Raw genomic sequence first — 25534 nt, 5'->3', positions numbered from 1 at the left:
GCCATGAAACCACGTCTTTTCCCGGTTTTTATCGTTATCCTGGCGCTGGGGGGGGCTACATGTGCAACCCCTTTATTGGCGCAGAATACTACAAAGGACCAAGGTCTTGGGGGGACGCCCCCATCTGGGCTGTGTATGCTGTCTCGTGAGGCGGTATTTGCCAATAGCAAGGTCGGCATAGCTGTTTCAGCCCGCCTGAAACAGTTGGCCGATGCCGCTCAGTCAGAAATTGAAGCTGACCGTAAGCCGGTTGAAGCCGAATTCCGGGGACTGCAGGCTGAGGCGGCAAAGCTGAAACCTGAACAGGTTAAGGCGCGTGAGGCCGCACTACAGCCTAAAGTCCAGGCTATTCAAACGAAAACGACCACACGTTCGCGTGAAATTGAACTCACCCGCACTAAGGTTATGGAAATGATTTCGGTGGAAGCTCAGCCCGTAATTGCCGAGGTTTATAAAAAAAGAGCGTGCGGTCTGCTGATTGATCGTAACACAGTGCTGGGAGGTAATTTTACGAATGACCTAACCTCAGACGTCGTTCGCAGTCTTGATGCAAAAATTACCACATTAACGTTTGAGCGGGAAACTCTGCCGAGTGGAACCTCCAGAAATGGCACCTAGGCTTCGCGAGTAGGATACGCCAAGCCAAGCCAAGCCAAGCTCGCGGCGATGCCGATCCTATCGCCGCCCTCCAAGAAACAGAGGAAAGTGATCTATCGGTCGTGGTTTAAGGGTGAGGAGTATACGCAACTCTATAAGGCCACGGGCGCGGGCGCAAAGGCGGCCCCAGACGCCCATCGCTGGAATTATCAGCAACTGCCATGACACCGGCGAAGAAATCCTTGAGATCGAGGTGCGCGGTAAGACCGGCCATGGGCCGTGTACACACCGGAGTCCAGAAATATCCGCTCAAATCCGTAAGAAACCCCCAAAACCGCTGGGGTCAATGCTAGGGTTTGGGTGAGGTATCGTAAAATGAATAGTAAAAACAAATATTTAAATAGTGTGATGGCGGGCAGAGAGTCATTCGCCCGGCGCACATTTTCATATTGGGATGTCAGGTCAGGATCGGTGGTGTTCCGCTCGGAAATTATCGCCGAAAACTTTCTGCTATTTGATGGTGAAGCACTATTTGCCAGATATTTGGTGGCCAAAGTCGCGGTTTTCCCTGATTCTAGATGAGCAAGAGCGTGAAGCAAACATGGCGACATGTCTTGACAACATGCTGATTGCTTCATTGCAAAATGATGGTGTCTCTCAGCACCTTTCGGAGGTAGAGATGATGGGCTTTCACTTTAGTGCGCTACAGCCTCGTTAACACTTTTAGGTTTCGGGAATGAATGCCGCTAATGGGATCTTGACGGAGCCGCCGAATGTCGCCTTCAGGGTGCGAAGTGCTTGAATGGCACTCAGGCGCCGTTGTCAACTTATGACCCATTCCCAAGCGCTTCGCTAATACTGTCGGCCACCCGGCTGGCGGCCATCTTTATGGGCGCATTGGCCAGGTGAGCGTATCGGGAAGTGGTCTGAACTTGCGTGTGGCCTAGTAGCTTGCCGATCATGGGCAAGCCTTCCCCAAGAGCGAGCGCCCCGCTGGCAAACGAATGGCGAAGATCGTGAATGCGAACATCATCTAATCCGGCGGCGGCACGAATACGACGCCAGGGATGCTGCAGATCGGTGAGGGGGCGGCCTTCATTCTTGCCTGCGATGACATAGGGATTGCTGTTGATGCGCTCGATCCTGAGCAGGACATCAACGACGCCCTGTCCAATGTAGACGGTTTTAGCACCGGTCTTGGAATCCGGTAGGCGCAGTTCGTAATCGGCTAAATACACGTCTTCCCACCTGAGTGTCATGATCTCGTTGAGGCGACAGCCGGTCAACATCAGAAGACGTATGGCATTGATGGCGGACTGGGTTTCAGAGCGGCTTTGCTCGGCTTCATTGAGGGCTTTACCTAATGACTGGTATTCTGCCGTGCTCAGGAAGCGGGCGCGCTTCTTCTCAGGATATTTCTTCACATGTAGGCAAGGATTGCTGCCGTCAGGACGAATATTCCACACCTCTGCCAGGTTGAACAACACGGACAGGACGCCAAGCGTTCGGTTAGCTTGGTAGGGGATATGACTAAACGCACAGTGTAGTTCAGCGATGTCGGCTCGGGCGATATCCGTCACCTTACGGCTGCCAAGGCGTGGGACGATAAACATATCGACGTTGCGCTGATATTCCCCTCGCGTGCGGGGCTTGCATCGTACCCTGACATGGTCGCGCATAAAGCGCTCGCATAAGGCTTTGACCGTCGGCGACTTGCGGGTCTGATCCAGTTCAAAGGCCGGATCACGACCATTCTTGGCTTCAGCTAGAATGTTATAGGCCCGGCTCCGGGCTTGATCGACGGTGACCGGGCCATGCGGCCCCAGCGTGATGACGCGCTGGCGGCCTTTGACCCGGCACTTGACGAGATAGACCTCCTTCCCGTAGGCCAGACGCGGACTCCGAATCCGCGCAGTTGGTCATCCCAGACATAGTAGGAAGTCCCCTGTAGAGGGGCGGCATCAACGGTCCGCTTGGTCAATTTCGTCATGGCGTGCACCTCGAATAGCTACCAAATAGCTACCACTTGGAGGAAAATAGGCGTGGACATGAGCGTATCGTGATGGCGATTTATGTCAAGAAAGATAAAATAAAACAACGACATGTCGGGCATGTGTGGACGAGTGCGGATAAAGAAAAATGTCGATTTGGCTATCTCATAACCTGAAGGTCGTCAGTTCAAATCTGGCCCCCGCAACCAAAATTAAAATATCATCACATTAAAAGCCTCCTTCGGGAGGCTTTTCTGCGTCCAAATCCAACGGCGCCAACGCGTCCTGTTTGAACGCCTCCGAAAACCTATTCCCCGTCTTCATCTCAGATATCCTTACAAAAAGGTAAAGTGTTTACACTTCTAGCGACACCTCAGCACGAGGTCGGCAATGTAGCTGTACGTCTCTACAACGGAACTTAGACTTCAGGTTTGCCTAAACGTGCGGTAACAGCCTTAGAATTAACTACGACGTCGAGGGATGGAAATCACCTTGCCCGTATTCGACCGCCACGGACTAATTTAATATGCCCTGTCATTAGGTAAGACCAATATTTGCAGGCGTGTTCGTTGGCCATGCCAGATTGACGTGGCATTTGTCGGCGAGTAAGACGTAATGGCTTCTGCAACTGAATACAGAGCGCGCGCTTCGAGCCGCGCTTTTTTTTTTAGCTTTTCTCTTTGCGCTATCTGCTGAGGAGCATGTAGTGCAACGGTTGTAGAGCAAGCTACGCAATGAAAAAGCCAGTTTAAATATTTTCGGGTTATTAATATTACTTATTTAAACCTCTGATATATATTGCCTTTTTTGTAACTGGTAACATTTTCAACCAAAACGTGTTGAAGTCAGGCCACAGTCTACTTATTGGTAAGGCCAGAGCTTGACGCTTGGTAATTCCTTTCATAGGCTGCACCGGTATTTTCTGCCCATGCAGAGATGCCCATTAATTATAAAACGGGAAGTTCCGAACGGAACTCAGGAGGAAAAGTGCCAAACCTATCACAACGCCACAAAACCATCAAAGCCGCCCTGATGAGCGCAACCGTTCTGACCGCCCTGTCAGGTGCCGGCGCTTATGCACAGAATGCCGACGTTCCGGTAGCCGCCGAAGAGGATGACACCACGGTCGTAGTTGTCACCGGATACCGCGCGTCACTACGCAGTGCCACCAACGCTAAGAAAAATGCCACTAACTTTACCGAGACGATTTTCTCTGAGGATCTGGGCAAGTTTCCTGATCTGAACATGGCCGAATCCATGCAGCGCGTTCCCGGCATGGTCGTTCAGCGTGATGCTCTCAGCGGCGAGGGGACACAGGTCTCGGTACGCGCGCTGCCGGGCAGTTTCACTCAGGTGACCATGAACGGCAACCGTGTGATGGTGGCGTCTGACTTCGGCTTTACCGGCTCGTCGCCAAACCGCAGCGTTGACCTTGATATGTTCCCGACCGGGCTGTTCAACCGCGTCGATGTTTCCAAGACCCCGAGCGCTGAAACCCTCGAAGGCGGGATTGCCGGTACGGTCAATGTTCAAAATGCGCGTCCGTTTGATCGCAAGGGGACCCATATCGTTCTGGCAGCGCAGGGCAATTACAATACTTCCATCGAAGAGATGGCACCGCGCTTTACGGGCGTGTTTTCAAAGACGTGGGACAAGTTTGGCATTCTAGCCGGCTATACCCAGACGGATCGTAAAATTTACACCGCCGGCTTTGAAACCATCGGTTGGGGCGATCCGAACCTTGCCAACTTTTGCACGAGTTGCGATCCGGCAGCACAATTTCCTGGCGGCGGCGCGGTGGTTAATCCCGGTGGCTCGAACCAGTTCAGATTCAGTAATACGGTTTATGGTTACACCGGCAATGGTTTGACGCCGGGGGCGCTGGATCTCAACGGCCTGCTGGCGCTCAATCCCGGTCTGACGACGGATCAGATCAAAGGCGCCATTCTGCCCCGTCTTGGGCGTAACTCTATTCTGGATGGCGAAACGACCAACAAGGTCGGGCTGATTGCGCTGGAGTTCCGTCCGGAGGATAATCTAAGGTTTACGCTCGATATCCTGGGTGGTCAGGCCGAACGTGAGGCCCTTAGGGCCAATATGATGTGGGCCATTCGCGGCACCGGACCGGGCGATGACTATAACGGCGGCATGATCCCCATCAATATGGAAGTTGACAGCAACAATGTTGTGACTTCCGGCACCTTTGCTAATTCGAGCTTTTTCTCGGAAAGCAACTTCTATCTGGATGAAACCTCGTACATCAGCGTCAATGCCGGCTTCGTATGGAATCCGAGCGATACCTGGGTCATTGACGGCCAGGTCGGGCGAATGGAGTCTGAATTTGAACGGCGCACCCTTTATCTGAAATATCGCTCGCCATTCCAGGTGGAGACTACGACCACCTATGTCAATGACGGGGGTAACGATATTCCGACCATTCAGTCGAGCCTCGACCTGAACGACCCTACAATCGGCTGGCGTACTTTTACCAGCCAGATGACGCTTCAGCGCGACATGCGTGAAGTCGAAACCTCTGCCATTCGCCTGAATGCGACAAAGTTCCTGGGTGACTGGACGATCAAGGGAGGATGGGCTACGGATAAATTCGTCCGCGAAATGGATATCCGTGATAATTCCGAAGCCTTGCGCACCGCCTATACGGCGGCGATACCTGATTCCAGCCTGTCAAATTATATGACTCCGATGTCGCGTTCAGTCTACGAAGGGACGGGGGTCTCAGGTGCGGGATTTGATAAATGGGTCATCCCTGATTTCAACAAGATATCCACTGCCGTTAATCTGAATGCACTGGTAGCCGCGCCCGGTAACGTAACTACAGGCAATTCTTCTAACGGTGCTGGTTCAACCAATATTGAGGAAGATATCACCTCGTCCTTCCTTATGGCGTCCTATGACGGTACCTTGTTTACGGTACCCATTCGCTCCAATTTTGGCTATCGCCTGCAAAAAACAGAGCAAACCATTACCTCGCCGTCGATTATCAACAATCAGGTCGTTTATATTACGACGGATCGTAAATATGAGGATGCCTTACCGGCTTTCAACGTGGTCGCAAAAGCCACAGAAAAGCTGAATATCCGCTTTGCCGCCTCAAAAACCATGACCCGCGCCAACCCGTCGGATATGTCGTCTCAACTGGGCTTCAGCGATCCGTCCGCCCAGAGCGCCAGTCAGGGCAACCCGAACCTCAAACCTTATTATTCTAAAAACCTCGATATTGGCGGTGAGTACTATACCGGCGATACCGGCTATGTCGGCTTTACCTGGTTCCGCAAGGAAATCGAAAACTACACCAGCCGCGTAAATATTCAGGTACCATTCAGTACGCTGGGCATCGGCTATGAAAACATTAGCCCCACTCAGCAGACATCGATGGCCGTGAATCTGGGCACAACGGTGGCGGCTCTGACGGCGAACCCGTCACTGGCAGACTCGGCGGTTATCACCTTGTCTACCCCACAGAACTCCGATCTTAAACTGGTTCTGACGGGGCAGGAATTTATCTGGGTGCAGCCACTCGACAATCTGCTGGACGGGCTTGGCTATACCTTCAACTACACACAGTTTGACTTTGATCAGGCCAATCTGGCCACGGGTATTCCGGAATATACCTATAACCTGACCGGTTACTATGAGCATGACGCCTATTCGGTGCGGGTCAGCTACTCCAAGGTAGGGGAAACCACGACCGGCCTGCTGCCATCACCCAACAGCATGCCCTATAACTGGTACGGGGCCGAACGCCACCAGATCGATATGTCGGGGGCTTATAAGTTCAAGGCTTTTGGCTTTGATCAGACCCTGACACTGGATGTCACCAACGTCGATAATCAGGGCTTCAAGAGCTATATTGGCTTTGAGAACGTGCCCTATGGTTATCAGCGTCCGGGCACAACCATCCTGTTTGGCTGGCGCGCTCAGTACTAAATCTGGCAGGGCTTGCCGCAGCCTCAACACAGTTTGATCCTGGTTTAATCTGTGTAAGGCGGCGGCGACCTGTGTCCGAGCCGGACTCGGACTCCCCGGCTCTTAATTGAGCCGGTTTTTTTTGATGAAAACAATGTGAAACTGCCGTCACTATAAGTTGGCCGGGTGCTTGCCTTGCGTGTAAGGGGTAGAGTAGAAGTATACAAAATACTTTGCCGCTATCATGAAACCATGAGTAATTTTTAATGAGTATGCACGAAAACTCGCCTCAACCTGATCGGTTATACCGGCGTGTGGCCGATAAGATGATCGCGGCAATCCAGGAGGGGGAATATGTGCCTGGTTGTAAGTTGCCAGCTGAACGTGATCTGGCGGAAACCTTGGGCGTCAGCCGACCTACAATCCGTGAGGCTATGATTGCCCTTGAAATCATGGGGGTTGTCGAAATTCGTGACCGTTCCGGTATCTATGTTTTAAATGGCGATAACCGTGCGATAGTGGAAACGTCAACGCCTGCGGTTGTCGATCTGAGCGTGGGCGCTTTTGAGTTGCTGGAGGCGCGCATCTTCGTTGAGGGCGCCGCGGCGGGTCTGGCAGCAGAGACCGCGACGCCGGATGATATAGATTTTTTAAAACAATGTCTTGCCGAGATGATGGATAGTGATCCCTTGGTTCGTGAACTGGCCGATCGCAGTTTTCACATGCGCATCGCGGCCATGTCAAATAACAGCGCTCTGGCGGCAGCGGTTGAATTAATGTGGGATCTTCGGCGCAATTCGCCATTGGCTTCACAGATAATGACGCGCGCCTTAGGGGGCGGGGCTACAGCGCGTATTAATGAACACGAAAGCATTTTGAACGCTTTGGCGGCCCATGATGCGATGGCGGCGCGGGAGGCCATGCGCATGCACCTTGAGCAGGTTCGCGACTATGTGCTGGATGCGACCGAAACCGCTGAGATCGATGCTTTGCGCTCAAAACTACACCAGCAGCGTCAGAGAGTTCTTCATCGTACCCAGAAGATGGGGGCCTGAGAGCGTAAATCCGCGTTGGTTTTTGGTAAGGCCTATTTTTTATTTTTGGAGTAAACTGGTCTATCCAATGTATTGACAGCTTTTAGGTTATCGCCTATCCCTTGATGAAAGCGGTGCTGATGCACCTATAAAAACAACAGGGATGGTCGGAATAGCGCGTTGTGTGTCTGCGACCGACAACATGCGCCACAACTCACAACATTACCCTGTACAATTCGATATAAGCCTGATGCTTTGAATGAAATGGGTAATCATGTTAAAAAAAACGGGTTTGTTCGTACTTTTGCTCGCTTCAGTCTCTTCTGCCGGTGTCGCGCAAGTCTGCGATCCGGTAGCGTCTGATGCGTCCGTCAATCGGCTGACGGCGACCGAGACCGCACAGGGCTGGACACTGTTGTGGGATGGGCGGACGTCGGATGGCTGGCGCGGGCTGCACTCAGACAGTTTCCCGGCCAAAGGCTGGAGTCTGTGCGACGGCACGCTCACTATTCATGAAAAGGGCGGTGAGGAATCTCAGGGCGGCGGCGATATCATTACGCGCGCCCGTTATTCGGATTTCGAACTTAGTGTCGATTTTAAAATTTCCCCGGGCGCGAACAGTGGCATAAAAATATTTGCGCAAACTGATGTGTCTCCGATCGACCGCGTCACGGGTAAGCCCGTCAAGGTTGGATCAGGTATCGGAATGGAATTTCAGGTTCTTGACGATGACCTTCACCCTGATGCCAAGGCCGGACGCGACGGCAACCGCACGATAGGCTCGTTCTATGACGTGATGGCGGCCCCCAAGGACAAGCATGTGCTGCCGCCGGGGCAGTGGAACAATGCCCGTATTCTGTCAAAGGACGGTCAGGTAACCTACTGGCTTAACGGGGTAAAGACGGTTGAGTTTACCCGCGGCTCGCCCGCCTTCCGCGCGGCGGTCGCCCAAAGCAAGTTCAAGGATATTCCGGCTTTCGGGGAATGGCGTGATGGTCATATCCTGTTGCAGGATCACGGTAATACCGTATCGTTCCGGAATATCAAAATCCGGGTGCCGGCGGGCGGCTGATATGCCCGGCGCGGTTTTCCACCATACCTTTTTCGCCATGAATACCCGGCTGTCGATCGTGCTGCCGGGGGTGGCTGAGGCTCAAGGCCTTGGCCTTATCCGCAGCATTGAGCGCTATGTCGATCAGCAGGAGACATTGCTAAGCCGTTTTCGGCCGGGTGAGACCTATCGGCTGAATCATTGCGCCTTTGACCATGCCGTGGACGTATCCGATGCGCTGTGGGCGGTACTGTGCGCGTGCCGGAACCATAACCGGCGCACTCACGGCCTGTTCGATATTGCGGCCGGCGGGCTCGGTAAGGTAGCGTTTGATGATCAGCGCCAGACCGTCCGGTTCCTCGAAGCGGGCATGAGATTTGATTTTGGCGGCGTCGGTAAAGGTATCGCTTTGGCGGGTGTGCGGGATTGGCTTGAGAGCAGAGGTATTGTGCAGGCGTTCTTGAGTTTTGGCGACAGCTCGATTGTCGCCATGGGTGAACACCCGTCAGGCGGGGCCTGGTCAGTGGGGCTGGCGGGCGGCGGTGAGGCCACGTTTGATCTGAATGATCAGGCCCTGTCGATTTCCGGCCAGACTGATAATCGCCGCCATATCGTTGACCCGCGCACCGGCACATGGGCGAACGGCACCCATATGGTGGCGGTTAAGAGTGCATGTCCGGTGGAGGCCGAGGTTTTATCGACCGCGCTGTTTATAGCGTCCCCGAAAGAGCGTCAGGCAATATTACGCAATTATGATCGGACGGTTGCCGCGCATATTGACACGGGGCAGGCGACGCAGACGGATATACAGTCGGAGTGGCGTGATGAACGACGAATTTCCTGATCTTGATTTGAGCCTTAAGCACCATGCAGCGGCGCGGCGTGAGCTATTGCGCCGCATAGCGGGCGGGGCGGCGGCCTCAGCGGTACTGGCGGGACTGCCATGGTTTTCCCCGCTTAAAGCCCAGCCCGCCGGTAAAAGTCCGTCCGACCGCGTGCGCATCGGTCTGATCGGCACTGGCTCACGCGGGCAGGTCTTGCTGGAACACCTGCTGAAGACACCGGCGGTCGAGATTGCGGGGCTATGCGACGTATATGCCCCGAGTCTGGACGCCGCTCAGCGCAAGGTCGGTAAAAAAGTGCCGTATTACCGCGACTACAGGGCTTTGCTAGACGATAAAACAATAGATGCGGTGGTGATCGCGACCCCTTTGCATCTTCATGCGCCTATGTGTCTATCGGCCTTTGCGGCCGGTAAAAGCGTGTATTGCGAGAAAAGCCTCGCCCTGACGATTGAGGAATGCAAGGCCGTGGCTATGGCAGCTGACCAAAGCCCGCAGGTTTTTCAGATCGGCCACCAGCGGCTTTTCCATCGCAGCGCCCTGCACGCCCTGTCGCAGGTCAAGGCCGGGGATTTGGGGCCCATCACCCAGATCCGGGCCTATTGGCACCGCAATATTGACTGGCGCAGGCCTGTACCGTCGCCTGATCTCGAACCCCTGATCAACTGGCGGCTATACCGGCAATTTTCAGCCGGGTTGATGACCGAGTTGGCGTCCCATCACCTCCACGTCGCCAACTGGTTTCTGGACGCGCCCCCTGTAGCGTGTGTGGGCTATGGCAGCATCAATTACTGGAAGGATGGCCGCGAAGTTTTCGATAATGTCAACGTTATCTATAAATACCCTAACGGCGTGTCTTTTGTGTACGACTCGTTGAGCAGCAACCGCTTTCACGGACTGGAAGTTCAGATCATGGGGCCGAAAGGGACTCTGGAACTGGAGACCTCCAGGTTTTACCGCGAAATCCCGCCACCGGCACCGGGGATCGTGCAGCTGATCAACCAGATCGAAAAGGGTATATTTGAGCGCGTACCGATCGGTGGTCCCAGTTGGGTGCCTGACCTTAAAAAAGATACAAAAGGTATCGCCCTGCCCGAAGATCCCGGACATGATGATGGCACAGGCCTTTCGCTGGCGGCCTTTGCCAGTGCGGTCAGGCTTAAGGAAAAAATGCCTTACATGGTTGAGCACGCCTACCGCTCCGGCGTGGCGGCCCTGATGGGGGTTCAGGCGATGGAAGAAGGGCGCGAAGTGCTGTGGCCGGGAGATTACCGCTCATGAGCCGCGTGACCATAGATATGCCTGATGTCCGGCGGGAACTGAGTCTGTTCGCGGTGTGTTTCGCACTGGCCTTTGCCCTGAACGTCTATGCGATCTTTGCCTTTCATACGTCGTGGCGCGAACTGATCACCAGCCTGCCGTGGGTGATGGCCATCACGGTGTTCCTGTACGGGATAGCCGCCATAGTCCGGCTCCTGATCTATGCCTTTAAACGCCTTCAAAATCGTCTCATCACTCAAAAAAACAACAGGGAAAAATCATCATGATCCTCAAACCTGACCGCCGGTCTGTCGTCACGGGCCTGATCACCGCCGCCATAGCCTCGCCCGCAATCCTGCAGGCGAAAACGCCGTCTGAAAAAGTTAATCTGGCCTGCTGCGGTATTGGCGGGCGGGGCGGGGCGGTGGTCAAGGAACTGTACGCCACGGGTCTGGTTAATATCGTGGCCCTCTGCGACACGGATATGGACTCGCCGCAGACGAAGGAAATTCAGGCCCTGTTTCCCAATGCGCCGACCTTCCGCGATTTCCGCCAGATGTTCGACAAAATGGGCAAGGACATTGAGGCCGTTTCAATCGGCACGCCTGATTTCTCGCACTTCCCGATCGCCATGCAGTCGATGGCCATGGGCAAACACATCTTTTGCGAAAAGCCCATGGGCCACAGCTTCCATCAGGTGCAATTGATGATGGAGGCCGAAAAGAAGTACAAGGTCGCCGCTCAGATGGGTAATCAGGGCCATTCCGGTCAGGGCTATTTCCAGTTTGAAGCCTGGACCAAGGCCGGCATAATCAAAAACGTGACAAAGATCACCACCTTCATGAACAGTCCGCGGCGGTGGCATGGCAAATCGTTTCCTGGCTATCTGCCGGAACAGCCGATCCCTGCGGGGCTTGATTACGACTCCTGGCTGTCGAGTGCTATGCCTCATCCCTATAATAAGGGCTATATGATCGGTGAATGGCGCTCATGGTATGATTTCGGTAACGGGGCCCTGGGTGACTGGGGCGCGCATATCTTTGATAATGCCCATGAGTTCCTGAAGCTGGGCCTGCCTACCGAAGTTGACCCTGTCCACATGGTTGGTCACAGCCCGTACATATATCCGCAAAACTCAACGCTCGTGTTCCGTTTCCCGGCGCGCGGGGATATGCCCCCTGTCGAGATGAGCTGGTACGAAGGCCAGCAGAACCTGCCGCCACTGCCCGAAGGCTTTGGCACGTCCGTGGTCGATCCCAACATCCCTCCGCCGACATCGGGCAGCATCGACACCAAAGTACTGGCCCCGGGCAAGGTTATTTACGGCGAAGGGCTGACCTTTAAGGGCGGCTCCCACGCCAGCGAACTGGAGATTATTGGTGGCCCTCGCGCACAGGAAGTCTTAAGCCATCTGCCGGTCGTGCCCCAAAGCCCCTCCAATCATTTCATGAACTTTGTCCGGGCATGTAAGGGCGAAGAAGCCTGCCGCTCTAACTTCGCCGTGGCCGGGCCGCTGTGTCAGGCCATGGCACTTGGGATTATTGCCCAGCGCCTCAATACAAAGGTTGTCTTTGATCCGAAGACGCAGCGCATTGTGAACAACAAAGCGGCCGATGCCATGCTGCGCGGCGATAGGCCCCGTAAAGACTGGGAACAATATTACCGGCTGTAAAAAATGCCTTTCAGGGTGATGCAATGGGTCTGTGGCGTCACCCTGAAGCCTGAACATTACGTAACACGTCGGTATTTGCTTGGATCTGAAGAGGCTATATTCATAAATTTTGGTAAGGCCATGCTGATAAATTGATAAATAGGCAAGCGCGGCTGTTATCTGTCGATGAGATTCCGGCGACACAGAGTTGATAATTACAGCTAAATATGATTCCTATCTGGTAAGGCCAGGCTATCCCTTCTGGTGGCAGGTTAGGTTTTTGCCAATGGCGGGTTTTTCTAAAGCTTTTCGAACACATAAAATGCCCCGGTTGCCATAGATGCGACCGGGGTATTTTTACATGGGGTATTTTTATATCAGATCCACGCTACCTCGGATTTTGAGCCAAATCGCGCTGTCGCTGTCAACCGATTGCGTTAACGCCATGGCGAAAATCAGACGGAATATGAAGTTTTTATAAAGATCCGGCGCGTCGGCAAAAGGCCTGCGTCCTTTGTACTGGGGGGCAATATGGTTTTGCTCCGGTTCAAGGGACTTCGGTTAATGACATCGTCCAGTTTCAAACATAAACTTTTGGCGTCGGCGATGACGCTGGCGGCCATGACGCTTGGGGCGCAGGCCCAGGCGCAGCAGGCCACAACTCAGGCGCCTCCGGCGGCGGAAGAGCCTGTGACCGTCACTGTGGTCGTCACGCGCAATGACGCCGTGCGGGCCCAGATGCGTGCCGATAACGCCGTCAGCGTCATGTCGGCCGACGATCTTGAGCACACGGCGGTCCACAACGTCGCCGAAGCTCTGGCGCTTTTACCAGGGATCAGCGTCACGAACACCGGTAACTCCTTCTTTGGCGGCGTTGATGGCGCCTCGCGCGGTGAAGGCATGTTCGTCGGCGTGCGCGGCATGAACTCAGAATTTACCCTGGCTCTGATTAATGGCGTCAACGCCGCTCAAGGCATGCCCTATTCGCGTCAGGTGCAACTCTCCCTGCTGCCGCCCTCAGGCCTGAAGACCATTGTGGTCAACAAGAACTCGACCGCTGACATGGACGGCGACGCCATCGGCGGCACGGTTGATTTCCGCACGCCGTCGGCTTTTGATTTCAAGAACGGCTATGCGTCGGTTTCGATTGCCGGACGCGTGGAAAGCCGCGCCCGCGACTATGATGAAGATGGTCTGGGCGGCGGTGCCAGCGGTGAATATGCCCGCCGTTTTGGACAGAACGATCAGTTCGGCCTTTATATCAGCGGCTTCTACGATAAGCGTAACTATGCCAATTCGATGGTTGCGGCGTTGATGAACGCTCAGAACGACGGCGGCTGGGCCTATCTTCATTCGGCGACCAACTCCGGCGAAGGTACAAATCCGGCGGGCATGGATAAAGAAGCCAATCTGGCCCTGACCGGACTGAACACCGGGATTTCCACCGGCTATACCGAACGCTACGGCGGTAACTTCTCGCTCGACTGGAAGGTTGATGACAGCCTCGATCTTTATGTGCGCGGCTCATATGCTAATGCTGAAACCGAGCAGAATTCGACGCTGAACCAGTTCGTGCAGAACCGGGCCCGCGTCCTGAACACGGCGACTGGTCTTTATGATCTCAACCTGACCAATTCGTCGGTACGGATGTGGTACACCACCAACCCCGAAGATGCCGACCTGGGCACCCTGACCTTCGGTGCGGTCAAGCGCGCCGGTAACTGGACTCTGTCGCCGTCGGTTTTCTATTCTTACGGCAGCAACGACCGCCCCGAGCACATCGAAGCCTCGATGCGTAATAACCAGACGGATAACTACAACACCGGTGCTGCCGCCGGTACGACCACGCCCTATAGCGGCCTGTTTATCGGCTACGATTCCGATGGTTACCCGATCCCGTTGCTCACCCAGGCGCAGTCGAACCTGATCAGTAACGCCAATACGCTGCTGCTCGCCCGCCGTGCCGGCCAGTTGACGGAGCAGTTTTCCAGCCAGGCCAAGGCGGGTGTTAAGTTCGACGCCCAGTATGACTTCGATTCCGGTAATCTGAGCTATATCAAAACCGGCTTTAAATTCGTCGGCAGCCACCGCCGTGTCACCAGCCGCGACTGGACCAACGATCACTTTGCCAACCTGCTGAAAAAGCCGGGCGTAACCTGGGCAGAACTGGGACTGGCGACCGATTATTACGACTCCGTCTATCCGGGGCTGTATAACTTCCGCGCCCCCAAGGTCGATCACCAGCGCCTGTTTGATCTGTTTTATCAGTATGTTGATAAAACCGCTCAGGCCGCCGACTTGTGTTACTGGAACTGCAATACGCTGAAAGGTGATGAAAACGTCACCGCCGCTTATGTGACGGGCAAGTATGATTTCGGCAATCTGGAAGTCATTCCGGGCATGCGCTACGAGCATACCGATATTGAAAATACCTACTGGAACAATGACAGCAAGGCGAAGCGCTTTGAGTCGAACTCGACCAAGTACGATGAATGGCTGCCCAGCCTGTTCGTCAACTACCGCCCGCAAGGCAATGCCGTTTATCGCGCCTCGCTGACCCGTGCCTATATGCGTCCGGCTCTGGTGCAATTGGGTGGCAATGAAACCACTGAGCGCGGCGACAATTCGATTACGGTGACGCGCGGCAATCCCGATCTCAAGACGCTGAAGTCATGGAACCTCGATACCTCGGCGGAATGGAGCAATACCGATGGTGGCTATGCCATGATCGGCGCCTATTACAAAAAACTGTCGGATTACATGTTCGATAACGGCTCAACACTGGTCAACGGGGGCACTAATCCGGCGGGTACGACCTATAATGGTGAAACCTTTGACCGCGTGACTATCGTCGCCCCGACCAATGGCGGCGACGGCTATGTGAAGGGGCTGGAAATCCAGCTTTATCAAAAGTTCGCCATGCTGCCGGGCTTCCTGTCGGGCTTCGGGTGCTGGGGCTAACCTCACCCGTCAATGGACTGAGGTCGATATCGGCGGCGGTCAGAAAGAGCGGATGCAGAACGCGCCGGACGTATTGGCCAACGTCAAGATCAACTACGCCTGGAAGGGCCTGACGGTCGATCTGAACTATAACTACGCGGGTGAGTCGGTCACGGCCTATAACCGCATCGCCGGTCTGGATTACTGGACGCGCCCGACCAAGCGGACTGACCTGCATGCCGGGTATAATTTCGGCAATGGCATGATCGTCGATGTGTCGGTGTCAAACCTGTTCAAGGACTACAGCTACTGGTCGCATGTCGGCAAGAACAGCCTGGCCATTTCCGATATCGTCAACTCCGGCTCAACCACACTGGTCACGCTTAAGTACGAATTTTAAGCGTCCTGGGCACACATTTCTGACCGCTAATCCGGAATGTGTGCTTATTTTCAACCTTGGCCGGACAGTCCCCTCTGTCCGGCTTTTTTTTAAGGATGTCTGTGATGCGGGTTTACCTTGTGGCCTGGGCGCTGATGATGACGCTGCCCTCATTTGGCCATGGCGAAGACCGAAGTGCGATGGCCTATGGCCGACTAAAGGCCGCTGCCGCCACGATCACGTCGGCAAAGGTGCGCGCGCAGACCCTTGATGCACTTGGTACCGATCCGTGCGTTCATCACCGTGCCCATCTGTCGGCGCACGATAAAGCGCTTATTCTCAAACAGTTACGCGCGGCCGGTTTTATACCTGAACCCGCATCGCCGTCTGATGCCGAGGCCCAGATGACGGGCGTATTCCCAAAGCTTACCCGCGACGCCAGCGCCTGTCCGGGACTGGCTCAGCCCTTTATCACCGCACCGGGCGGTAATGGCGGGTCGCATCACGACTGGCCCGGCGGGCTGGTAGATCATGAAGACGCCAACCTCAGAATTGGGCGTGATCTGGCGGCGACCTATGAGGCCCAAAGCGGTGTGCCCGTGGATGCCGACACCTTGACCGCCGCCATAATCTGGCATGACTGGGCTAAGGCGCTGGTGCTCACCTGGCAAGGTGACGGCACCCTGACGTCGGAATATTATATTGCCGGGGCAGGGGCTCACCACATTCTGGGGCTGGCCGAAGCCATGGCGCGCGGTCTGCCGGCGGATATGATCATGGCTCAGGCCTGCGCCCACACAGCGCCTGTCGGCAGTGATGCCCAAACGGTCGCTAACTGGCTCAAGGCGGCGGCCATAATCGCCCGGCTGGACACAGTGCCGGTGTTGCCAGAGGTGGCCACACGCGAATGTCTGATCAGCAACGCCTCAGACGACAACTGGGTTCATGCCGAAGTGGCTGTGCAGTCAAGCGATGCGGTCTTGGCGAGGCTGGCCCCGCGCTATGGGTTTGATCCGCAGGACCGGCCTGTCTATCTTACCCGTTTCCGCCATGTGGTGCTTAAAGCACTTGGGGCCGATCGCCTCTACGGCCTGTGGCAGGCTGAGGGCGATGACGGGGTGGCTCGCGCGATCAATGACTTAAAACTCCCGGCGCACACTGATGACAAACCGCCGTCCTGAGTCAATGACATCGGACAGGGCCAGACTGTCGCGGCCGACATGGGACCAGTAGCTGTAGTCGTCGGTCAGGTTCGTCATGACCAGATCCAGACTTAGTCCGCGCCGTAGCTGAAACTGGGCGCGGGCATCCAGACGACCGACCGGCCGGACCCACAGATTATCCCATGTGCCCGGCGCCTGAAGCACGTCATAGTCGGACAGATAGGCGCCGATATAATTGTAGCTCAGGTAAAGCGCGGTCCGCCCGCGCCGGTAGGTCAGATCGACATTGCCCAGCCAGTCCGGCGCATTCTGCATCGGCATATCCCGGCCCAGATCGTCGCGGCCCAGATCCACCTGCGACCACTGGCGGCTCAGGTTGACATGCAGGCTGACCTCACCAATGAGGCCAAGCGGATTGGGGAGGCTGCGAAAAAATTCCGCCTCCAGCCCGTAAACTTCGCCGCGTCCACCGTTTTGCGGCATGACGATGCGTAAGGTGTCCGTCGCCGGAATCTCCACACCGTCAAGGCTGCCGCCGTTTTCAAACAGATAATGATCCAGCCGCTTGTAATAGGCCGACAGGCTGAGCGCCGATCCGTCTGCCGCCACCCGCTGATAGTTTAGATCGAGGTTGGTGGCATCGACGCTTTTCAGGTCAGGATTGCCGCGCGTAAGCGTGGTGATGCCCGCCACAGTTTCCTGGCGCACACCGCCGCCCAACTGCATGAACGCCGGACGGACATAGGACCGCCACAGGGCCGCCCGCCACACGCTTTCGGTATCTGGCCGGTAGTTTAGGTTCAGGCTGGGCAGGAGTTTGCTGTACTGGCTATGGCTTCGGGCCCAGCTTCCGGCCTGTTCGACACCGCTTAAATCCGGCATGACCCAGTAGGTGTTGGCAATGCGGGTGTGCTCATATCTCAGTCCCGCCAGCAACTCCCATGGGCCGGCTATCAGCGTGCCCATGCCATAGGCGGCGGCGACGTTCTCCGTGCCCGACTGCGTGTTGCAGTTGAGGTTATTGATATAGATCTGACCGCAGGTGTCAAAGCTCAGCTCCGTACGGTTCTGGTAAAAATAGCGCATCAACTGATCATGGTCGATACGCGGCACGGACCAGTCATAGAGGCCCGGAAAGACAGAGTCGTAAGCCCCACGGGCGATCCCCAAGCCCTCCCAGGTCAGGCCTGCGGTTTCATAGACATCGCCAAAGAACCGGTTCGTCCAGTTGCGGTGGGTAACCTCACGGTCACTGAGGCTGTATTTCACACCAAACTTAAGGCTTTGCCATAGTCCCGCGGGCGGGCTGTAGGCCGCATCAAAGCCTGCGCCATAGCGTGTCTGTCCGCTGAACTGCGCCGTCAGTTGTCCGGCCCGCCGCGCCCGTAGCCGCTGACCAGCCTGATCCAGATCCTCAAAAACGCTTTGGGGCCACTGCGGCACCGGCAGGTGATCAACATAGGTGACGACGGCGGAGCCGCCAAAGGCGCGCGGGGCGTTGCCCTGATTATAGCCGTCCGTCTGATCCACCCATGCTGAGGCTTCTATGTGGTCGGGGCGGGCGCTGTTGCCGTCACTGGCGAACAGATAGGGCGATAATCGCCAGGTGCCCGCCGTGGCGTGCGCCCCCAAGGTCAGGGTTGATAAGGAAATTTCATCAGGGTTGGTTTCGTACCATACCCGCGATGACAGGCTGTCGACGACCAGTCGATAGGTGCCTGACCCGTCGTCCACCCAGCGATGGGGGCCGCTGACCACCTGACTGAAGGTCGAGTTTTGCTCGGTTTCAGCCTCGGCGTGGTTGCCGTACAGATAGACATCCAGAGTATCGCTGACCTTCCAGTCCAGCGACGCCGTCTGATTGCGAATGAGGCTGTGACCGCTCGATACCCCGACATTGAGGCTGGTCAGGGTCAGATTACCCTGGGGTCGTGTGGGGTCGACGGGGTCACCTGACGCTGAGCCCGACTGGCTATAGGCCCAGCCATTGTCGTTTTGCGCCGCCATAACCCCGGCCAGTTCGGAATTCACAAACGTCCGGCGCTCATATTCCGCAGCAATATAAAGCCCGATCTGTTGATTGGGGCCCAGACGATGGGCATGTTCCAGGCGTATGCCGCCCCCCAGTCCGTCGTCACCATAGTCGCGGGCCCGGCTTTCGGCGCGTCCGGTCACCGTCAGGGCCGTCCAGGGCTTCCCGTCGATATCAGTAGCTTGCGGTGTCTGAAAATCCATCGCCGCCCCGACGAAATCGCCGTCCAGATCGGCCCGCCCGGTCTTATAGACCACCACATTCTGAAAGGCGGCCGGCGGCAGGAGGCTAAGCTGAATACCGCGCGAATAGGGCTGGCCCTGCGCCAAAGTCACCCCATTTATCATGTTGAGGTTATATTCGGCGTTCAGCCCTCGAAACGCGGCATAAAGACCTTCGCCGCGTGAGGCCGAATCGACGCCGCCGATAAACGACCGTCCGGTATTGACGACCGTCATGCCCGGCAGACCGCTTAAGGCTTCGGACAGGTTCTGGGCGCTGTCCTGGGCCAGATCGGCCCGCGACAGGCGCTTAACGGCAGTCATGTCGAACACTTCCGCATCAAAACTTCGGCCCGCCGGGGCGTTGACGATGCGCGTACGCGGGGCCACGACGACCACTACCGGCACCGCGACCTCGCGCTCAGGCTGGGCGCGTTCCGGCCGGGGAGGGGTAGGTTTGCGCGCCGCGCGTTTGCTGGCGACCACGATCAGGGTGTGTTTCGTGACGCGCCGAACCTCAAGCCCCGTTCCGGTCAGGGCCTGGCCAAAGGCTTGGCGCACCGGCAGGCGGCCCTTAACCGCACGGCTGCGCTGACCGGCAACCCGGTCGCCTGAAAACAGGATCTGTACGCGGCCTTGCTGGGCCAGCAGGCGCAAGGCCGTATCAAGCGATTGTTCGGGTACGTCGAATAAGGTGTCTGAGGCTTCACGCGACTCGGCAACCGCTATATGCGGGCAAACCACCCCCGCCAGCGGCATCAGCAACGCTAATCGAAACCATAGTGCGCCAAATGCGCCGCTGCTCATAGGGGCTCAGCCTGTGACACCCGCGGTCACACCGACCGCTGGCCGAGGTCTTAAGGCGCGGGTGCAATAAAATTATGACAGGCTTAACGGAATAGCGTTTTCATACTATTGTCATCAAAAGCGGGTTTGGGTTGTTTTTTGGCGGTTAAGGCTGCGCGGTGCGTCTATCATTATACAGACGAAGGCGCGTTCGATGTTCGATGGTGACGGCAGGCAAATCATGAGCCTCAAAGAAGGCAGCCCTTCAGGCGCGTCGACAGGGTCAAAAGACGCGCCCAAAGATGTACCAGACATCATAGCCGACCTTATCGCCCGCTTTGATGGGCGGTTGCGCCGATACCTCAGACGGTTTCTGAATGAGCCGGACGCTGAGGATGCGTTGCAGGACATCTATGCCCGCCTCATCAAGCTGTCACGTCAGATTCCGCCCCCTGACTTTAATGCCGTCTACGTTTTTAAGGCCGCCGACAGTGTGGTGCGTGATCGCCATCGCCGCCATGTGAGCCGGTCGGGCGATCAGCACGTCGAAATTTCAGAGACCTTGCCGCAGGAGGGACCTTCGCCCTTTGAAGCCCTGCGCTGGCGTCAGAATGCTGACCTGCTGCGGCGGGCCATTTCAACCCTTAATCGCGATGAGCGCATGGTGCTGATGCTGCACCGCGTCGAAGGGCTTAAGCTTACCGAAATCTCAGAAAAACAGCGCATTCCCCTGCGCACGGTTCAGCGTCTGCTGGCCGATGCCCTGGCCAAATGTCGCCATAAACTTAAGGACAGTGGATGGTTCGAACTGTAATTCCCCTTCGCCCGGCGGGCACAGATCCACAAGCCGAGGCGTTTGTGGACGCCGTCACGCGTGCCGAAGCGGGCGAGACCCCGGCTGTGGGGCCCGACACGGCGGACGTCGAAGCGGTCTGGGATGCGCTCGGGCAACTGGAGGCCTCCGATTTCGACGTTTCGGATGTGGTGGTCAATAAACCGGCTTTTGGGTCGCGTCGTTATGTGCTGGGCGGTGCGGCTCTGGCGGCCAGTCTGGTTCTTGGAGTCGGGTTGATGTGGAACCAGCGGCCCGTCACCTATCAGACGGATGTCGGCGAGCAGAAAACTATCCAACTGCCGGATGGCTCAAAGGTGACGCTGAATACCGATACGCGGCTGTCGGCGCGGGTGACGGACAAACACCGCGAGGTCACGCTTAAAAGCGGAGAGGCCTTCTTTACGGTCGCGCACCGCCCGGATAATGCGCCGTTCGATGTCGTCAGTGGTCCGGCCCGCATTCGCGTGACCGGCACGAAATTCAATGTCTATCGCAAGGCTGAAACTACCGAGGTCGATCTGATTGAAGGCGGGGTCAGGGTGGGGGCCAAGAACACTGATGCCAATGTCGTATTGCGTCCCGGTCAGGCGGTCAGAGTGGATTCACAAGGTCGTACCGGACCGGTCACCGCCGCCCGGGCAACACGCATCCTGGACTGGCAGCAGAGGCGCCTTAGCTTTGAGAGCGCCCCTCTGGCTGAAGCTGTCGATGAAATGAACCGCTACAGCCGCGTAAAGCTGACGGTGACGACCCCGGCGCTGCAAGCGCTTAAGATAGATGGTGTCTTCGACGCCGGTGATACCAGGGGCTTTGCGCGCGCCCTGCACGAACTGCACGGTGTGTCGGTTAAGGAAAACGAACATGAGATTTGGCTTCATTCCGCCCGAACTACTGATCGCTGAATCTGTAGCCTATGCCGGGCTCCGTGAAGATAAAGGTCGGAGCCAGCGGATCGTCGTTGAGCTTTTCACGTAGGTGCTGGGTGTGGATGCGTAGGTAGTGGTTCTGGTCGCTCGAATGACGGCCCCAGACGGCTTTTAAAAGCTGGGCGTGGGTTAAGACCTTGCCGCGGTGACGAATGAATTCTGACAAGAGTTTGTACTCGATGGGCGTCAGGTGCACATCGTCGCCGTTCAGCCACACCCTGCGGGCGGCCAGATCGACTTTGAGACCCGCATACTCGATGATTTCGGTGGCACCCGCAGGGCTTTGGGCCGCATGACGCAGGGCGACGGTCACCCGCGCCAGCAGTTCTCCGGCCGCAAACGGTTTGGTCAGATAATCGTCAGCGCCGTTTTCCAGCGCCTCGATCTTATCAGATTCCCGATCACGGGCCGACAGGACGATGATCGGGGTTTTTGACCATTCGCGCACCTGCCGGATAAAATCCTGACCGTCCTGATCAGGCAGGCCGAGGTCGAGAATGACCACATCGGGCCGGTTGACCGTCAGTTTCTGCAGGCCCTCCTTGGCGGTCGCCGCCTCAAGCACCTCATAGTCGCGCGCGATCAGGGTGGCCCGCAAATAGCGGCGGATATCGGCTTCGTCTTCGATGATCAGAATGGTGGTCATAAAGCTTACTTAGCTATCGGCAGGGTAAAGATAAAGCTGGCGCCGGTGGGGGCGTCGTCTTTTGGCGGGTTGTTCTTGGCGTAGATCATGCCGCCGTGGGCCTCAACTATGCCCTTGCAGATGGCAAGGCCTAAGCCGGTGCCTGACCCGTCGCGGTCGGCAGCGGGTTTGCCGGAATGGAATTTGTTAAAGATGCGCGTCTCCTCGCCGGGTCTAAGCCCTTCGCCGTCATCGCTGATGCGTACCCGTACCCGATCAGCATCGGTCTCTAAAGTTATCGTGATTATGCCATTATCATCCGTGTGGGCGATGGCGTTTTCGATCAGATTGATCAGCACCTGCTCAATGAGTGCGCCGTCGATTTGCACCATCGGCAACTGACCGCTGACGGTTGTGCGGATCTGGCGCGCGCCTTTTTGCGGTTCGACGCGGGCGATGGCCGCTCCGGTGATTTCCTGAATGAGATAGGGCTCAAGATTGAGGCGCATCTGGCCCGACGTAATGGCCGCCATACGCAGCAGATTGGTCACAAATTTCTGAAGCCGCGTCAGGTGGCCCCACAGATTGGTCAGTTCCTCAACCGCTTCGCGCGGCAGCTTTTTACGCAGTTTGAGCAAAGACGACACCGAACCGTTCATGACGGTCAGCGGCGTTTTCAGGTCATGCGATAACGACGCCAGCAAGACATTGCGCAATCTTTCGTTCTCAGACTCCACGCGCGAGGTTTCGGCCAACTCGGCCTGACGGGCGCGTTGAAAGGCCCCGGCGATCAGGCTGGCGACCGTCTCGAACACAAGCTGGTCGGCGCCGGTGAACTGGCGGTCATCAGCGCGGGGTGTGATCGACAAAACGCCCAAAGGACTGTTTTCGGCCATAACCGGCAGATAAAGGCCGCTGGCCGAGGGCAAGGTATCCGTATGACGGCCGGCGATGTGATGGTTTTGCATGACCCAGTGGCGCGCGCCGATTTCCTTGGCATCACTTAGCGGCGCACCGGTAATCTGGCGCTCCCCGGCCCACAGGCGGATGTCGGCCTCAAAGGCTGGTTGCAGATGGCGCACGAGGACTTCGCCCATAGCCTCAACACCGCGCACGGCGGACAACTGTCGCGACAGGTCGTAGAGCAGGCGGGTCTCGGCTTCGCCCTTACGCGCCAGGCGGGCGTGGCGGGACAACTGCGCTGTCAGTGAGCCGACTATCAGCGAGGTGATCAGCATGACCACAAACGTCACCGCATAGCTGACGTCATCAAAGGTGAAGGTGTAGTAGGGGGTGATGAAAAACCAGTTGAAGGCGGCGACCGACAGGACCGAGGCCAGCACCGCCGGGCCGATGCTGAACCGTGCGGCGGTGATGACCACACCAATCAGATAGAGCATGATCAGGGTGTCAGGATCGGTCAGATTACGGAAGGGCAACCCTAAAAGCGTGCAGGCCGCGATGATGGCGGCCGCCATCAAATAGTCGCGGGGGCGGGCCGCCCAGACTTCCCAGCCGGAGGTATCGTCACGCGGGGTTTCTGCTGTCTCAAGATCAGCATTAAGCGTGGTGATTTCAAGACCTGCGCCGCGCTCGATCAGCTTTTGTGACAGGGACGTAGCCCCCAACAACCTGCGCCACCACGGCTGATGACTGTGGCCGAGTACCAGACGGGTGAAGCCGTTGTGACGGGCATAGCCGAGGATAGCGGTGGCGGCGCGCGCCGCATTCAGGCGTACCACCCGCCCGCCAAGTTTTTCGACCAGCCGCAGATTATGCTCGACCCGCAGGCGCGCCTTGGGTGACAGGGTTTCATGGCGGTCAGTGTGCAGATAAAGCGCTGACCACGGGGCGCGGGTGCGGTCAGCCATGCGCTTGGTGTGGCGTATCAGGCGCGACGACAGAGCGTCCGGCCCGACGAGCGCGAGGATTTTATCACCGGTGGCAGCTTCATCATGACCTTGCGCGGCGCTTAAGGCATCGTTCTGGGCATCAACCCGCTCGGTCGTGCGGCGCAGGGCCAGTTCGCGCAGGCGGCCCAGATTGCTCTTTTTAAAGAAGTTCTCGGCGGCACGGTGGTTGGCCCCTTCGGCCACATAGACCTTGCCGTCATGGAGGCGTTTCAGCAACTCATCGGGCGGCAGGTCGATAAGGGCGATCTCATCGGCGGCATCAAAGGCGGCATCGGGCACAGTTTCCTTCACCCATACGCCGGTCAGGCGCGCCACCATATCGTTGAGGCTTTCCAGATGCTGGACGTTCAGGGTTGTATAGACATCAATGCCGTGGTCGAGCAGTTCTTCGATGTCCTGCCAGCGCTTGGGGTGCCGCGATCCTGGCGCATTGGTGTGGGCGTATTCATCGACCAAAATGAGATCAGGATGTTGGGTGAGCGCCGCATCAAGATCAAACTCATGAACCCTGATCCCGCGATGATCGATCTCCCGCAAAGGCAGCACTGGCAATCCGTCGATCAGGGCCAGAGTCTCTGCCCGACCATGATGTTCCGCCACGCCGATGGTGACATTGCGGCCTTCAGTATGGAGACGCTGTGCTTCGGTCAGCATGGCAAAGGTCTTACCCACCCCGGCGGAGGCGCCAAAGAAGATTTTCAACCGCCCCCGGCGCTTACCGGATGCGGGCTCGCCCTCATCGGTGCGGATGAGGGCGAGGAGTTTATCAGGGTCGGGTCGGGTATTGATGCTCACTTACAGCTTGCCATCCAGTCGAAGATTGACCTCTAGCACATTGACGCGCGCTTCGCCGAAAATTCCAAGCGTAGGGCCTTCGGTTGCGGCGTCGATGGCGGCGCGTACCTTAGCCGCAGGGACGGCGCGGGCGGCGGCGATGCGGGGAACCTGAATTTCCGCCGCCGAAGGGCTGATGTGCGGGTCGAGGCCGGAACCGGACGCGGTCAACAGGTCAACAGGGACGGGGATTTCGACCCCAAGTGCCATTTTGCGGGCGGCAGCGGCCTCATGCAGGGCGGGGTTATTGACGCCGTAGTTGGAGCCGGAGGAGGCCCCGGCATTATAGGGCGTCTCAGCCGTGGCCGACAAACGGCCCCACAGATATTCAGGCTTGGTGAAGTTCTGCCCGATCAGGCGTGAGCCGGTGACGGTGTCGCCGTCGTGGATTAGGGAGCCTTGGGCCTTGTCAGCAAAAGCAAGGCTGGTGATGCCAGTGACGGTGAGGGGGTAGACCCCGCCGAACAGAACCGTGAACAGGCCAAGCGTGACTAAAGTCGGGCGGATGTGGGAGGTGAATGACATGA

The 25534-nt window shown here is 56.8% G+C and carries 18 protein-coding genes; 13 read left to right on the top strand and 5 right to left on the bottom strand.

Going from position 1 to position 25534, the window contains the following annotated elements; translation table 11 throughout:
- The first annotated feature begins 3 nt into the window (after positions 1 to 3).
- On the top strand, positions 4 to 618 hold the full coding sequence (locus OVA03_RS04525; RefSeq protein ID WP_267526982.1) for an OmpH family outer membrane protein: 615 nt from the start codon (positions 4 to 6) through the stop codon (positions 616 to 618).
- Between the two features lie 806 nt (positions 619 to 1424).
- On the opposite strand, the gene OVA03_RS04520 is transcribed toward OVA03_RS04525, so the two are convergent.
- A complete protein-coding gene (locus tag OVA03_RS04520) occupies positions 1425 to 2276 on the bottom strand; it encodes a tyrosine-type recombinase/integrase (RefSeq protein WP_267526981.1) in 852 nt (283 codons plus the stop codon).
- 1299 nt (positions 2277 to 3575) lie between these two features.
- Between OVA03_RS04520 and OVA03_RS04515 the strand changes: the two genes are divergently transcribed.
- From OVA03_RS04515 to OVA03_RS04470, 10 genes are all read left to right on the top strand, one after another.
- Positions 3576 to 6536, top strand: coding sequence for a TonB-dependent receptor (locus OVA03_RS04515; RefSeq protein WP_267526980.1), 2961 nt, complete (start codon positions 3576 to 3578; stop codon positions 6534 to 6536).
- 245 nt (positions 6537 to 6781) lie between these two features.
- Positions 6782 to 7570: a FadR/GntR family transcriptional regulator gene (locus OVA03_RS04510; protein WP_324291028.1), complete on the top strand. Its 789-nt coding sequence runs from the start codon at positions 6782 to 6784 to the stop codon at positions 7568 to 7570.
- A 253-nt stretch (positions 7571 to 7823) separates the two neighbouring features.
- On the top strand, positions 7824 to 8621 hold the full coding sequence (locus OVA03_RS04505; RefSeq protein ID WP_267526979.1) for a 3-keto-disaccharide hydrolase: 798 nt from the start codon (positions 7824 to 7826) through the stop codon (positions 8619 to 8621).
- A gap of 1 nt (position 8622) precedes the next feature.
- On the top strand, positions 8623 to 9444 hold the full coding sequence (locus OVA03_RS04500; protein ID WP_267526978.1) for an FAD:protein FMN transferase: 822 nt from the start codon (positions 8623 to 8625) through the stop codon (positions 9442 to 9444).
- The gene (locus tag OVA03_RS04495; protein ID WP_267526977.1) at positions 9425 to 10723 is read left to right on the top strand and encodes a Gfo/Idh/MocA family protein; all 1299 of its coding nucleotides are present in this window, start codon (positions 9425 to 9427) and stop codon (positions 10721 to 10723) included. Before OVA03_RS04500 ends, OVA03_RS04495 begins: the two co-directional genes overlap by 20 nt.
- Positions 10720 to 10989: a hypothetical protein gene (locus tag OVA03_RS04490; RefSeq protein WP_267526976.1), complete on the top strand. Its 270-nt coding sequence runs from the start codon at positions 10720 to 10722 to the stop codon at positions 10987 to 10989. The genes OVA03_RS04495 and OVA03_RS04490 overlap by 4 nt, the downstream gene beginning before the upstream one ends.
- The gene (locus tag OVA03_RS04485; RefSeq protein WP_267526975.1) at positions 10986 to 12374 is read left to right on the top strand and encodes a Gfo/Idh/MocA family oxidoreductase; all 1389 of its coding nucleotides are present in this window, start codon (positions 10986 to 10988) and stop codon (positions 12372 to 12374) included. Before OVA03_RS04490 ends, OVA03_RS04485 begins: the two co-directional genes overlap by 4 nt.
- Positions 12375 to 12917: 543 nt before the next feature.
- Entirely contained in the window at positions 12918 to 15314 is a 2397-nt protein-coding gene (locus OVA03_RS04480; RefSeq protein WP_267526974.1) for a TonB-dependent receptor, read from the top strand.
- Positions 15315 to 15366: 52 nt separating this feature from the next.
- Entirely contained in the window at positions 15367 to 15693 is a 327-nt protein-coding gene (locus OVA03_RS04475) for a TonB-dependent receptor (protein WP_267526973.1), read from the top strand.
- A gap of 104 nt (positions 15694 to 15797) precedes the next feature.
- A complete protein-coding gene (locus tag OVA03_RS04470) occupies positions 15798 to 16853 on the top strand; it encodes a hypothetical protein (protein WP_267526972.1) in 1056 nt (351 codons plus the stop codon).
- Here OVA03_RS04470 and OVA03_RS04465 read toward each other — a convergent pair.
- Entirely contained in the window at positions 16812 to 19895 is a 3084-nt protein-coding gene (locus tag OVA03_RS04465; protein ID WP_267526971.1) for a TonB-dependent receptor, read from the bottom strand. The two genes, OVA03_RS04470 and OVA03_RS04465, sit on opposite strands and share 42 nt — an antisense overlap.
- Before the next feature lie 193 nt (positions 19896 to 20088).
- Between OVA03_RS04465 and OVA03_RS04460 the strand changes: the two genes are divergently transcribed.
- Positions 20089 to 20688: an RNA polymerase sigma factor gene (locus OVA03_RS04460; RefSeq protein ID WP_267526970.1), complete on the top strand. Its 600-nt coding sequence runs from the start codon at positions 20089 to 20091 to the stop codon at positions 20686 to 20688.
- Positions 20673 to 21611 (top strand): FecR family protein, encoded by a 939-nt coding sequence (locus tag OVA03_RS04455; protein WP_267526969.1) that lies wholly within the window; start codon positions 20673 to 20675, stop codon positions 21609 to 21611. Before OVA03_RS04460 ends, OVA03_RS04455 begins: the two co-directional genes overlap by 16 nt.
- Here OVA03_RS04455 and OVA03_RS04450 read toward each other — a convergent pair.
- From OVA03_RS04450 to kdpC, 3 genes are read right to left on the bottom strand one after another with little or no spacing between them, the layout of a single operon-like run.
- The gene (locus tag OVA03_RS04450) at positions 21598 to 22281 is read right to left on the bottom strand and encodes a response regulator (RefSeq protein WP_267526968.1); all 684 of its coding nucleotides are present in this window, start codon (positions 22279 to 22281) and stop codon (positions 21598 to 21600) included. The genes OVA03_RS04455 and OVA03_RS04450 overlap by 14 nt on opposite strands.
- 5 nt (positions 22282 to 22286) lie before the next feature.
- Complete coding sequence (locus OVA03_RS04445) at positions 22287 to 24968, bottom strand: sensor histidine kinase (RefSeq protein WP_267526967.1); 2682 nt, start codon at positions 24966 to 24968, stop codon at positions 22287 to 22289.
- On the bottom strand, positions 24969 to 25532 hold the full coding sequence (gene kdpC, locus OVA03_RS04440; RefSeq protein WP_267526966.1) for a potassium-transporting ATPase subunit KdpC: 564 nt from the start codon (positions 25530 to 25532) through the stop codon (positions 24969 to 24971).
- Positions 25533 to 25534 lie beyond the last annotated feature (2 nt).

The sequence above is a fragment of the Asticcacaulis sp. SL142 genome (assembly GCF_026625745.1).
In the GTDB taxonomy this organism is placed as follows: Bacteria; Pseudomonadota; Alphaproteobacteria; order Caulobacterales; family Caulobacteraceae; genus Asticcacaulis.
This window is presented reverse-complemented; position numbering and strand designations above follow the sequence as displayed.